The following is a 12,259-nucleotide window of genomic DNA, read 5'->3' on the forward strand; positions in this document are numbered from 1 at the left end:
CTCCCCAGGTAATCGGTTCCGGGGACGAAATTCCTGAACGCTCAAGCGATCAGTATCGTGCTGATCTGATGCGAAACATTCGCTTAAAGGAAAAAGGTTGATCTCATAGATTAAATGGAGGAAAAGATGAACCGGGAAGAGATCGTTGACTGTGTCCTCTTTGTTGGGGGGATAACCTCACTCATCATCCTCATGATATTCATTTTCCGCTCTGCATGAGATATCGACAAAAGGCAATGTTCGTTACCAGATGAACCGGGTCCTACTTCTTCCCCCCACCAGCCGCCTTCACGATCTGGTCCATCGTCACGGGCAGCGTCTTCTCGAACGGCACGGACCAGTGAAAGAGGACGGCATCGATGACTGCCGCCCCCTTGATTGTGACCTGCACGGTGCCCTGTGCCGCGAGCGCCGCGAGCGCCGCAAGGAGGATGGCGTTGTCCGACCTGACCGGGACCGTGATGAGCGTACTGTCGTTTGCCGGGATGGTCACCCGGCCGGTATTTCCTGTCGCGATCTGCCGGACGGTAGCGCAGTCCCGGCACAGCACTTTAAAGGGGACTTCCTGCACCGTCACGCCAAGCGGGTTCCGGTTTTTTACCCGGATTGCTACTTTGAGTTCAAGAGAGGAGACCGAGAGCGAGCCGAGCTGTACGTCTTCGAGACTGACTTCCGGTTCGTGCAGGAAGGGCATTGTTAGAACATTGTCCCGAACCGGTTAAATACCCTGTTCATCCGTTCTGTTATTTCCGGCTCCGGAGTTCGTTTTCCATTGCAGCGAGGGCGGCATTGGCCTCTGCCTCGGTTATGCCCGGGGTATCCCGGATCCGGTCAAAGCGGCTGCACATCAGATCAGGGCACTTCCCGCAGTGCGGAAGCTTCCTCTCGTTGTTACAACAGTCATAGATCGCACAGCGGTCAATGCCGATGAATGCCGTCCAGAAGGGGATCCCTTGTGTCTCCTTGCAACCTTTGCATTCCTTCCCGTGATGGTCGCAGTCGCTGCACGAATACCCGCATACTGTCTCAATCTTCTTCTTTGCCATACACACCTGTCCCTGCCGAAACTGCATAAAGACGCTGGATACGGAGTGTGAAAGTGCGGAGTGTGAATAGAGGACGCCCGGGCTTACAGGAACGTGAGCGGGTGGAGTTCCGCTTCCGCTCCCTTTCCGGATTTGATCCGTTTGATCAGCGCCAGTTCGGACTTCAGGCCGAGGTCCCTGCTGAGCCGCTCGGCCTGCTCCAGCTTGTCCGCGGTGACCGCGTATTTCTCCGGGCGCTCGTCTACTGCGGCATGATAGAGCAGGGCCTCGGAAATGAAGGTCTGGACAATCCCGTGGTCAGACGAGATCTGGCAGTAGATCTCGAACGCGTTAGCGTACTTGTTGTCCAGGTTCTTTGGCAGGGGTTTGTCCAGCCTTAGGTGGGCGACCCGCGCCAGTTCGCACTCCCCGATAAGCCCTTGGGCGAACCAGTTGATGTTCCGGATCCGCTGGGCAGCTTCCTTTGCCTCCCCGTACAGCCGGGCCGCCTCGTCCACGAACCGGTCGCCGGCCTCCGGCGGGGAGAGGAATGCCCGCGCCCGGGCAAGCTCTGCCTGTTCGGGCAGCAGCCAGACATGGCCCCGGGGCATAGTCTCTCCGTAGATCTCCCCGGCCTTTGCATAGCTGGCCTCTGCCTTGTCCAGCTCTCCAAGGATACGGTTGACGGAACCGGTCCTCCTGTGGATATCGGCCTCCAGTTCACGGATGTCCGCGTCCTTGCCGGATGGATCGGCCGTATGGCAGAGTTCGAGCGCTTTTCTGAACCGTGCGGGTGCATAGGGTGATGCAATGTCCCCGCAGACGAGTTCCACCTCGCCGGCGCCAAAGAGGCTCCGGGCCTTTGTGACGGGCCCGGAATCCCGGTCCTGGTACGCAGCGAGGAATGCCTCTTTTGCCCCGGCAAGGTCGTTGGTGTGAAGCAGGATATGGCCCTTCGAGATCGGGGCCTCTTCAAGGATTGCAGAGAGACCAAGGCCCAGCTCCTGTGCCCGTGCCACCCCGGTCTCGAATGCCTGGAGCGCAATCTCGTACTGGTCGAGGATATGGAAGAAATCAGAGAACCAGAAGAAGAACCGTACCTCCCGTTCTTCATCGGGGGCGGTTGCGACCGACCGCAGGAAGTCGCGGGCGATGAGGCCCTCAAAGTCGCTGGGCGGGACCCTGCCCTCGTAAATATCCTCGTAGATCGCCTCCAGGTAATCGCCGATCGCAGCCTTGTTGCCAAGGATCTTCCGGAAAGCCTCGTACGCAGAACCGATCTGGTGGCTCCGTTCGGTCCGCTCGCCAACCGCCGAGATGAACTTCGGGTGGGGCAGGGCTGACTCCCCGTGCGCGGACATCTGCGCAAGCTCGTGGAGGAGGATCGTGAGGTCGAGGAGCCCGGTCTTCGGGCCGTCCCGGCACTTGACCAGGATGTACTGGTTGAAGATCCAGGGCCGGCGGATGTAATAGTAGGGGTTCGTGCACTCGCTTCCCGCCTTTGCCAGGATCCCGCGTTCCGTTAAGAGTTCCAGGCGTTTCCGCATTGCGGACTTGGTGATAGTGCGGTCTTTGCCGCCATCCTCCCCGCCTTTGGGGGAATTGATAATATCCAGGATCTGCGCAAGGTGCAAGGGGCCGTCGTACAGGGCGAGCAGCGTTTCCCTGCCGGGAGCAGAAAGGGTGGTGTCGTCCTGCACCATCCGCTGGAAGGTTGCACGATCCGGGTACATTCGTACAATACAAGGGAAACCGCGTCTTTAATGATTCCGGTTCTCTCCCTGCCGGAAAGGGCCCCGGTCATTGGGGCATTCGGCCGGCTGGAAAATTTCCCTCCGGTTTTTTCCAACTTCCTGTGCTCTTTATAGCCTCATGGAAAACGGGAACATAACAAATGAAAGGAGTATCATCATGGAGATTCACTGCACAAAGGCACCGGAGCTGACGATTGTCGCAATCACTGGCAAGCTCGATGCCAACACCATAGCCGACTTCCAGACGAGCTGTGCTGACCTGCCGGTGATGCCGACGGTCCTTGACCTGTCCCGGCTGGAGTACATGAGCAGCTCGGCACTCCGGGCGCTCCTGCAGCTGAAGCGGGATTTCTCAAAGCAGGGCGCCCCGGTCGTCATTGCCGGCAGCGACGGGCTTGTCGACAAGGTCCTGCGGGTGAGCGGATTCGAGCAGATTTTTGTCCTGTTCCCCTCGGTTGACGAGGCGGTCAGGGTCATGACCCGCGGGGGAGGCTGATCATGCAGGCCTGTGCACAGCAGACGAACCCCATCCTGGTCGTGGCGGAGGCAGAGATCCGCCGCATGCAGCCGGAGGATGCACCGGGTGTTGCACGCCTGATGCAGGATGTGTACGGCAACACCTATCCCAAGAAATACGTCTACGATCCGGTACAACTGCGGGAGAAGAACGCGAAAGGCGAGGTCTTATCGGTTGTAGCAGCAGGCCCAAAGGGAATGGTCATCGGCTATGCAGCACTCTCTGCCTATTATGGCTACCCGGAGATCGGGCTGCTCGGGTCGATGGCTGTAACCCCCTCCTGCCGCGGCCGGGGCCTTGGAGGGAAGATCCTCCGGCACCTGATTGCCTGCAGCGAAGGCACGGGGTTCCGGGCCCTGACGGGCGGAGCATTCACGGCCCATTCCCACTCCCAGCGGGCTATGGAGCACGAGGGCTTTTCCCCCAGCGTGATCCTTCTCGGGTCGCAGCCGCAGGAGATCTCGTTCCGGCAGCTCACCGGGACCTTAAGCCAGCGGGAGAGCGTGGTGTTCTATACCAAGGCGCTTCTCGAAGGGGAGTTCGCCTTCCAGTACCTTCCCGAGATCCACCGGAAGACCATCCGCGAGATCAGCGGGAAACTCGGTATCCGTATCAGTGCCGACGGGTCCGGAAACCCCGGCCGGGCACCAACGATTGTCGAGCACACCATCAATCCCGATACCGGTGCCGGCCTGATCTGGATCCGGAGGGCAGGGCCCGATTATCGTGAAGCAGTCATTGACACTGCCCGGCAGCTCCGTGCCCGGGGGGCACAGGTAATGCGGATGCATGTGGACCTCAATGACCCGGGGGCGAATGCCGTTGTATCGGCAGCAGAAGAGGCCGGGTTCATCTTCGCCGGCATCCTGCCCGGGGAACAGGGATATATCCTCATCCTGCAGCACCTGCAGGACATCACTATCGATCTCCACAAGATCCACACGGGAGGAAATGCCTGCAGCGAACGGCTCCTCTCCTATATCGGGGCACAGATGAAGGAACGCGAAGAGGGGGCCGGATCAGGCTCCTGAACAACCATCGGAGGAATAATCATGGTCACAAAAGACAGGAGACAAAAAGCAGTTGTCCTGGTGGACGGGTTTGCAACATCCGGCAGGGTGCTGGCATCCCGGTTCCTGATGCAGGGGATCCCCTGCATCGAGGTGCTCAGTCATGAGGCCTTTCCTGAAAAATATCTGAAAAAGAACCATGCAGAAGATTACCTTGAGGACCCGCTGTTCACCGACAAGATCGTGTTCCGCGGGGCCATGGATGCCGTTGTCCGCCAGCTGGACCGGTATGCGGTCATCGGGATCATCCCGGGCAGCGAGATGGGAGTCCCGTTTGCAGACGCGCTGAGCGAGCGGATGGGGCTCTTCTCGAACGGGACGGCGCGGTCTCTTGCCCGGCGCAACAAGTTCCGGATGCAGTGTGCGCTCCAGGATGCGGGAGTCAGGACAAAGCAGTTCATCTGTACAAGGGACGAGGACGAGCTCATCGCCTGGTTCCGGGCCGGGAAATTTGCCGAGGTCGTTATCAAGCCCATGAGCAGCGCTTCCACGGAAGGTGTCACGTTCTGCTCGACTGAGGAGGAGATCCTTGCAGCGTTCCGGGACCTTATTGGCACAACCAACCACCTGGGGGACAAGAACACCGAGGTCCTTGCCGAGGAGCGGCTGATAGGGACGGAGTTCGGGGTGAACACGGTATCATGGAACGGGAAGCACCGCCTTGCCGAGCTCTGGCAGTACAAAAAGGTCAAAGTCGAGGGTGTCGGGAACGTGTACGACTGCACCCGGCTCCATGACTGGCCTGAGGGAGAGCTGATGGAGCTGGTCCGGTATGCCTTCTCTGTCCTCGATGCCCTCGGGATCCGGTACGGCGCTGCCCACACGGAAATCATGCTCACGGAGAAGGGCCCGCTCTTAATCGAGTCCGGGGCCCGCATCATGGGCGGGACGATCCCTCCCGATCTCATCCTCAGTTGCGCCGGCCAGTGCCAGGTTGACCTGGTGGTTGCGGCCTACAGCGATCCGAAGAAATTCCTGGAGTCCGTCGACAAGCCGTACCACCTGAAGCGCCACATGATCAGAAAGCACCTGATCGCCCAGCACGAGGGGACACCCGAAGGCGAGATCGCGGCCATCGAGATGCTGGCCCGGCTGAAGAGCTGTGCACAGGGGGATTTCGTCAACCTCATCAGTGACTGGCACGTGAACCGGACCGTCGACATGATGACGAGCCCGGCAAAGGTCTTCCTCATCCACAAGGACCCCCGGGTCATCCTCGAAGACTACCGGAGCATCCGCAACTTCGAGACCTACCAGGAGAACGCACTCTTCAGTATCTGAAGAAGGTAAAATTAAGGAAGGTATAATCCCCTCCGGTCGTGATCAACCATGACAGTGGCAGAGACCAGCGGAGCGGCAGCAGGAAGGATGGACCCGGAGCGGAAGCGGCTTGCGGCATTCCTCCTCTGCTTTACCGCCTTTGCCACCATGCTCGGCATCGGGATCATCACCCCCGCCCTGCCATTGTACGCGCAGCTGATGGGGGCGACCGGCTTCTGGATCGGGGTCATCTTCTCCTCGTTTGCCCTCTCACGGACGGTCTTTTTACCAGTCTTTGGCGCGATGTCGGACTCCTGTGGCCGGAGGAATCTCCTCCTCATCGGCCTTGCCGGGTACTCCCTCTTCTCCGCCCTGTACGTGCTCGCGGACACGGTGTACCTGCTGACCCTCATCCGCTTCCTCCACGGCATAGCGGCGGCGATGGTCTTCCCCATTGCCATCGCGTACATGGGGGACATCGCGGCTGTCGGTGGAGAGGGGCGGATGATGGGCGGCTTCCACAGCGCGGCGTGCCTCGGGATGAGCTTTGGCCCCCTCATCCGCGGGGTCCTGATGGATTACCTGGACATCTCCGCGGCGTTCCTCTGCCTCTCCCTGATAACGGCCGTCACAGCGTTTGTCTGCTTACGGCTCCTTCCCGATCACCGGGCAAAGCCCCGTGACCCTGTCCCGTTCCTTACGGCAGCCTGTCACCCGGCCCTCCGGATACCGGTGTTCTTCTACCTTGTGTACTCGGTAGCGTACGCAACGTACCTCGTGTATCTCCCCGTTATCACCGGGACGGTGCAGCACTTCACCGGAACCGAGGTGGGAGTCCTGATCTTTGTCGGGACCGTCATTATGGCCGGGGTCCAGAAGCTCTCCGGCCGGATCGTGGACCGGTCCAACAAGTACTTCCTCCTGGCCATAGGAATAGCGGTGATCGCCGCAGCCTCGTTCGGTATCGGGCTTTCCGCGACATTCGCCGAATACGTGGGCGCCGTCATCGTGCTCGGCTGCGGCTTTGGCCTCTCGCTCACCACTATTGCGGCGCTGGTGACCATTGCCGGCCGGGAGACCGGCCAGGGCGCTGCCGCGGGCATTGCCAGCATGGCTCAGGGCATCGGCCTGATGGTCGTCCCGGTTATCTTCGGGGTCGTGATGGACACCGCGGGGATTCACGCGGTCTTCTTCGCAACAGCTGCAGTCACGCTCATCGCGATCCCGGTCCTCCTGGCCGTCGGGAAGAGCCATGCCGCGGGGCTGAAGACTCCCGTTCCCGCACTGGTTAACCGGTAAGGGACTTCCCGTCAGGAGGCTGGAAAAAATCCCCCAAGAACTTTCCAACTTCCTGCCCGCTATATACCCCTGCATCCAACCACTGTATCAGGCCCGGAATAACCGGGCAGGAGAGATCAACCATGACCAGACAGACCATCCGCAGGAGATGTCCCGGAAACGATGACCGGTTCCGCAGCTATACCGGAAACGAACGGAGGGACACACCGTTGTCCGTGTTGTGGGAGATCTTTCACCATGCTCCGTCACTACCCGTTCCGGCCGTGACGGACACCCTCCTCCAGTAGTACGGATGAAACCATCATACACCTGCAACCTCCCCACGCACACTCGTATCACTGCATTGGCACCAGCAGCAGACCGGCGACCGGGGTAACACCCCCGGCCGCCCTCTTTTGAAGGGAGACAATCCCTTCGACCACAAAGCAATCATTACACCCTGCAAAACAACTATGCATCATGTCAGTACCTCAATTACCACCGTTTTTTTGGCAGATTTTCGAGTCCCTCCCCCGGCAGGGGCCCGGCACTTCTGAAGCAACGCGGAAGGTCCGGGGTCTCCTCCCAAATGTTCCCCCGGACGCGAAGATTCTCGATGTCGGCTGCGGGAGCGGGACGCAGACCCGGGACCTTGCTGCCCTCACCACCGGAGCGATAACCGCCGTCGATATCCACCAGCCATTCCTGGACAAGCTCGATGCCTGGGCCAGAAAAGCCGGCATGGCCAACCAGGTGAAAACTGTCCGCGCCTCCATGGACGCCCTGCCGTTTCCCAAACGATCGTTTGACCTCATCTGGTCCGAGGGAGCCATCTTCATTGTCGGGTTCGAACAGGGCCTCAACCTCTGGAAGCCGTTCCTGAAGAAGGGCGGGTACATGGTCGTGTCCGATGCCCACTGGTTCGAGCCCAACCCCCCAAAAGAACTCATGCAATGGTGGGAGAGCGAGGGATATGTCCCCGTTCCCGAAGAGGAGATGAAGGAACGGGTGAAGCGGACCGGGCTCCGGCTTGTGGCAACGTACCGGCTGCCGGATGCCGGGTGGTGGGATAACTACTATGTCCCGCTGCTTGCCCGGATCGCGGAGCTCCGGAAGACCCATGGCGCTGTTCCGGAGGATGCCGCCCTGCTCAATGCATTGGAGCACGAAGCGGACATGTACCGGAAGTACAAGCGGTGGTATGGGTACACGTTCTTCGTGATGCAGAACGTGTAAGTGCCGGGTCAGTGGTGTCGTGGCTTCTTCCAATAGTGGCTGGAACACATCATCACACGGAATTTTCCCGCATCATAGCATGGTTCAGGAACGGGAGGATTGCATCCCAGAGTCCCTTTCCATCATCGGTCAAATGAGATCCGACCCGGGGCGGGATTCCGCAGCACGCCAGTCCCCCCGGCCCGGGGCCCTCCCCGGGTAACGGGTAATCTTTTAAGAACAAGGATAAGCCATATACTGTTGCCGGCAGCTTTTTCGCGTTTGAGTATGACGGCGAATTGAGGGATTTGGTGCCGCCGCTTCCACATTGTTACCGCACGCTCATAGCCGGGGTTGCGCTCACCCTTCTCTTCTGCAGCATTGTCCTCCCGGCACAAGCCGGGTCTGACCCCTACCGTATCCTTATCATCAACTCATATCACCCCGGGGTCTTCTTTTCGGATCGCGAGGTGCAGGGGGTCCAGGAGGCTTTTACCGGACAGAAAGCGGACTTCACCCTCGAGTACATGGATGCCAAGAAGATCACCTCACCGGAGTACCAAAAGCTCCTCTTCGACAGCTACCGGATGAAATATGCAAATACGAGGTTCGATGCAATCATCTCTCTTGATGACGATGCCTTCCGGTTTTTGCTGGAGAACGCGGATGTGCTCTTCCCTAAAACACCGGTCTTCTTCTGCGGGGTGAACAACTTCGAGGATTCGATGCTTGAAGGCAATCCCCTTTTCACGGGGGTCGTCGAGACCCTGAGCCGGAACGAGACGATTGACCTGGCCCTGGCGCTCCACCCGGGAACTGAACGAATCTACGTTATCACCGACCAGACCACGAGCGGTGAGATCAACCGCAAAATTCTCGAAAAAACCGTATCGGCCGGCCGTTTTCCCGTCCCGGTCATCTTTCTCGATGATAACCGTACAGGGCTCTCCCTTGCCGAACTGAAGGTGAAGGTGGCACACCTCCCGCAACACAGCATTGTCTACTACTCGGACTTTTTCCAGGACAAAGACAAGGTGACGTACCTTCCGACGGAAGCAATGAAGGAGATCTCAGCGGCATCATCCGCCCCGGTTTATGCCCACGGGAGCCAGTATCTCGGCCACGGGGCCGTGGGCGGGAACATGAACAGCGGGCTCCTTCAGGGCGGGACTGCTGCTAAGATGGCGCTTCTTAACTTCTCCGGTATCCCGGTTGCGGATATCCCGGTCTACAAAGAGGGGATGAACGAGTACATGGTTGATGAGAACATGGCCCGGCGCTGGAATATCGATATGTCCGTGTTTCCTGCCGGGATACGCGTCATCAATCACCCGGTGTCCCCCCTCGAGAAATACTGGGTATATATCGTGGCAATTGCAATCTTCGTCCTCATCGAGACCTGGATCATCATCTCCCTCCTCATCAGCCGCAGGCAGCGACTGAAGGTTGAGAAGGACCTCAGGTCTGCGGATGAGACCCTCCGTTCCCTGATCAACGCAAACCCGGAGTCCGTCATCCTCTTCGATCCTGACGGGACGATCCTCTTCAGTAACGAGGTGGCTGCATCCCGCTACCATACAACACCTGACAAGGCCCTTGGAAAAAACATCTTCAGTATGATGGATCCCGATCTTGCACGGCGCAGGAGAGATCTGGCCGAAATGGCAGTACGGACCCGGCAGTCCGTGCGGGCAACCGATACGCGGGACGGTCGCAGTTATGATATTACGTTTACCCCGCTTCCCGATGCGGACGGGAAGATCAGCAAGGTTGCAACCCTCGGTATCGATATCACGGAGTCACAAAATCTGCAGGACACTCTTGCCCGGATCAACCGCCGTCTCCGGAATATCGCCCAGCTTACCCGCACGGATCTCGCAAACCAGACCTTCACGCTCCAGGGGTATTTTGAACTGATGAAGGAAAACATGCCGGAGAGGAAGCGGCAGGAATTTCTCCAGAAGATCCAGGAGATGCTCGATGCCCTGGTTCTCTCAATCGGGATCTCGCGGCAATACCAGGATCTTGGCGATCGTCTCCCTCTCTGGCAGGATATCAACAAGGCATTCCTCTATGCCCTCTCCCACGTCAATACCGGCGCTACCCGGCGCGAACTCCTGCCGGAACCAGTCGAGGTCTATGCCGATCCCCACCTCGAGGATGCATTCATGGGCCTGATCCAGCAGACTCTCTCTGCAACTCCCCCGGCAACCATCATCCGGCTCTCCGGCTACGAGGAGGACGGATCGTACTTCCTGCTGTACGAGGACGACGGGCCGGGTATCGCCGATACGGAACGAGAGAAACTCTTCCAGCCCGAGTATCCCGAATATCGGACCCTCTTTTTGGCCAGTGAGATTCTGGATATAACCCGTATAACGATCCGGGAGACCGGTATTGCGGGAAAGGGGCTGAGGTTCGAGATTCGCATTCCTGCCGGCGGCTTCCGCATCCTTGTGAACCAGGATAAAGACCCCGAGTCTGGATCCATGAGGTGATTCCGGGAATGGCTGACCCGGTCAGCTGGTGTTTCTACCATGTAACGCGAGTACCGTTTCTGCCCCCCATCACATACCGCAGGGTTTACGTACGGGCACTGAACCGGTATCCTCCCTTCGGAACCAGGATCCCACACCGTGCGCCGCTCGAACCGATCGTTTCCCCCATGAAACCCCGGTGCGGGGAAGAAGCCCCAATCCCGTGCATCTCGCAATCCCGGTCACGCATAAATACCATCGGCACATGATTGTTCCTGATGAGCGGTAAAGATGATGCCGGGGGAGTGAAGAAGCCGCGGCTCCTATCCATCGACAACCTCCGCATCCTCGTGATCAGTCTCGTCATCGTATCGCACTGCTCGATTACCTACGGCGGCCCCGGCGGCTGGTACTTCATCGATCCGTCCAATGCCCCCGGCATACCGTTCGTCCTTGCCGTAATCGATACCGTGAACCAGTCGTTTTTCATGGGTTTCTTCACCCTTGTCTCGGCGTATTTCGTCCTGCCCTCGCTCCTCCGTAAGGGCCGGCAAACGTTCACACGCGACCGGCTTATACGGCTCGGGATACCGCTCCTGTTCTATGTTCTGGTCATCAATCCCTTCATCCTGCTTATCCTCGAGGGGGCCGGCGCACCGCTCCCCCTGCCCGCAGCAACCCTCCTGAACCCGGTCACCGGCCCCGCGTTCGGGCCGATGTGGTTCGTCTGCTTCCTCCTCCTCGCAACCGGGGCATACCTGGTGTGGGCCGCATACAGCCCTCCGGCAGGGCCTGGCAGCGTGCCACTGCGCCCGGTCCCGGGTTTTATCCCCATTGCGGGGTTCGGCCTCCTGCTTGGGATAGTCACAGCGTTCGTCCGTGTTTTCATCCCCATCGGCTCAACCTGGCTTTTTAATTTCCAGCTCCCGTTCTTCCCGCAGTACATCGCGCTCTTTATCGTCGGGATATGGGCTGCGGAAAACCGGTGGTTCGATTCCATCCCCAACCGCCTGGGAAAAGCCTGCACGCTCGCAGCCGTTGCACTCGTTGCCGTCGAGCCGTTCTTCATCCACGCGATCCTTGAAGCACCGGCAGGAATCTCGCTCATCACCGGTGGGCTCCAGGGAACAGCAATCCTCTATGCTCTCTGGGAGCAGATGGCGTGCGTCATGATCATCACTGCCCTCGTCTGGATCTTCTCCCGCAGGCTCAATGTTCAGGGACCGGTGACCCGTGCCATGGCCGCCGACTCCTATGCCGTGTATGTCTTCCACCCGGTCGTCCTTGTGTCGCTCTCCCTCGTATTTGTTGGCGTTGCCCTCCCGCAGCTGGCCAAGTTCGCGATTGTCCTCCCGCTCACCATCGCGATCTCGTTCATCCTCGCCCACCTGATACGGGCTGTTCCGGGTGTGGACCGGGTACTGTAAGGGAATGGGACAGCAGGATGCTCAGGCGCTTCCTGAAGCTCACCACCTCCCCCTGCGAGTGCAGGGAAGGTATTTAGCAGGTACAAGCCAAGGGATGACAGAAGCACGAACAAAACCCAAAGGACATACAAGGTGCCGGATCATGACACGCCCGTTTCCTCTTATTGTCATTCTTGCCATTATCCTGTGCTGTACAGCTGGTTGCCTCTCCACACCCCCTGCAAAATCCCCCGCCC

Annotated in this window: 11 protein-coding genes; 8 read left to right on the plus strand and 3 right to left on the minus strand. The window is 59.1% G+C overall.

All coding sequences use genetic code 11. The annotated features are described in order from the left end of the window. Nucleotides 1–262: 262 nt before the first annotated feature. From CW742_RS01570 to CW742_RS01580, 3 genes are all read right to left on the minus strand, one after another. The gene (locus tag CW742_RS01570; protein ID WP_292415703.1) at nucleotides 263–694 is read right to left on the minus strand and encodes an LEA type 2 family protein; all 432 of its coding nucleotides are present in this window, start codon (nucleotides 692–694) and stop codon (nucleotides 263–265) included. Between the two features lie 49 nt (nucleotides 695–743). Next, nucleotides 744–1,046 (minus strand): DUF3795 domain-containing protein, encoded by a 303-nt coding sequence (locus CW742_RS01575; RefSeq protein WP_292415705.1) that lies wholly within the window; start codon nucleotides 1,044–1,046, stop codon nucleotides 744–746. A gap of 83 nt (nucleotides 1,047–1,129) precedes the next feature. Further along, nucleotides 1,130–2,758, minus strand: a complete 1,629-nt coding sequence (locus CW742_RS01580; RefSeq protein WP_292415706.1) for a hypothetical protein — start codon at nucleotides 2,756–2,758, stop codon at nucleotides 1,130–1,132. Nucleotides 2,759–2,936: 178 nt separating this feature from the next. Here CW742_RS01580 and CW742_RS01585 point away from each other — a divergent pair, with 178 nt between their 5' ends. From CW742_RS01585 to CW742_RS01620, 8 genes are all read left to right on the plus strand, one after another. After that, nucleotides 2,937–3,275, plus strand: coding sequence for an STAS domain-containing protein (locus tag CW742_RS01585; protein ID WP_292415708.1), 339 nt, complete (start codon nucleotides 2,937–2,939; stop codon nucleotides 3,273–3,275). Nucleotides 3,276–3,277: 2 nt separating this feature from the next. Then, nucleotides 3,278–4,327, plus strand: a complete 1,050-nt coding sequence (locus CW742_RS01590; RefSeq protein WP_292415710.1) for a GNAT family N-acetyltransferase — start codon at nucleotides 3,278–3,280, stop codon at nucleotides 4,325–4,327. Between the two features lie 21 nt (nucleotides 4,328–4,348). After that, nucleotides 4,349–5,647 carry an ATP-grasp domain-containing protein gene (locus CW742_RS01595; RefSeq protein WP_292415713.1) on the plus strand — a complete coding sequence of 433 codons (1,299 nt, stop codon included), beginning with the start codon at nucleotides 4,349–4,351 and terminating at the stop codon, nucleotides 5,645–5,647. A 48-nt stretch (nucleotides 5,648–5,695) separates the two neighbouring features. Beyond that, on the plus strand, nucleotides 5,696–6,925 hold the full coding sequence (locus CW742_RS01600; RefSeq protein ID WP_292415715.1) for an MFS transporter: 1,230 nt from the start codon (nucleotides 5,696–5,698) through the stop codon (nucleotides 6,923–6,925). Nucleotides 6,926–7,047: 122 nt separating this feature from the next. After that, entirely contained in the window at nucleotides 7,048–7,212 is a 165-nt protein-coding gene (locus CW742_RS01605; RefSeq protein WP_292415717.1) for a hypothetical protein, read from the plus strand. Between the two features lie 172 nt (nucleotides 7,213–7,384). Beyond that, nucleotides 7,385–8,140, plus strand: a complete 756-nt coding sequence (locus tag CW742_RS01610) for a class I SAM-dependent methyltransferase (protein ID WP_292415719.1) — start codon at nucleotides 7,385–7,387, stop codon at nucleotides 8,138–8,140. Nucleotides 8,141–8,430: 290 nt separating this feature from the next. Further along, complete coding sequence (locus CW742_RS01615) at nucleotides 8,431–10,617, plus strand: PAS domain-containing protein (RefSeq protein WP_292415722.1); 2,187 nt, start codon at nucleotides 8,431–8,433, stop codon at nucleotides 10,615–10,617. A 257-nt stretch (nucleotides 10,618–10,874) separates the two neighbouring features. Further along, nucleotides 10,875–12,023, plus strand: a complete 1,149-nt coding sequence (locus CW742_RS01620; RefSeq protein ID WP_292415724.1) for an acyltransferase family protein — start codon at nucleotides 10,875–10,877, stop codon at nucleotides 12,021–12,023. The last annotated feature ends 236 nt before the right edge of the window (nucleotides 12,024–12,259 follow it).

It is taken from the genome of Methanoregula sp., assembly GCF_002835825.1.
GTDB lineage: Archaea > Halobacteriota > Methanomicrobia > Methanomicrobiales > Methanospirillaceae > Methanoregula.

What these genes read in the sequence shown, in the direction of transcription:
- CW742_RS01570 (WP_292415703.1), bottom strand. Translation starts at nt 694, where the DNA reads ATGCCCTTCCTGCACGAACCGGAAGTCAGTCTCGAAGACGTACAGCTC.
- CW742_RS01575 (WP_292415705.1), bottom strand. Translation starts at nt 1,046, where the DNA reads ATGGCAAAGAAGAAGATTGAGACAGTATGCGGGTATTCGTGCAGCGAC.
- CW742_RS01580 (WP_292415706.1), bottom strand. Translation starts at nt 2,758, where the DNA reads ATGTACCCGGATCGTGCAACCTTCCAGCGGATGGTGCAGGACGACACC.
- CW742_RS01585 (WP_292415708.1), top strand. Translation starts at nt 2,937, where the DNA reads ATGGAGATTCACTGCACAAAGGCACCGGAGCTGACGATTGTCGCAATC.
- CW742_RS01590 (WP_292415710.1), top strand. Translation starts at nt 3,278, where the DNA reads ATGCAGGCCTGTGCACAGCAGACGAACCCCATCCTGGTCGTGGCGGAG.
- CW742_RS01595 (WP_292415713.1), top strand. Translation starts at nt 4,349, where the DNA reads ATGGTCACAAAAGACAGGAGACAAAAAGCAGTTGTCCTGGTGGACGGG.
- CW742_RS01600 (WP_292415715.1), top strand. Translation starts at nt 5,696, where the DNA reads ATGACAGTGGCAGAGACCAGCGGAGCGGCAGCAGGAAGGATGGACCCG.
- CW742_RS01605 (WP_292415717.1), top strand. Translation starts at nt 7,048, where the DNA reads ATGACCAGACAGACCATCCGCAGGAGATGTCCCGGAAACGATGACCGG.
- CW742_RS01610 (WP_292415719.1), top strand. Translation starts at nt 7,385, where the DNA reads ATGTCAGTACCTCAATTACCACCGTTTTTTTGGCAGATTTTCGAGTCC.
- CW742_RS01620 (WP_292415724.1), top strand. Translation starts at nt 10,875, where the DNA reads ATGAGCGGTAAAGATGATGCCGGGGGAGTGAAGAAGCCGCGGCTCCTA.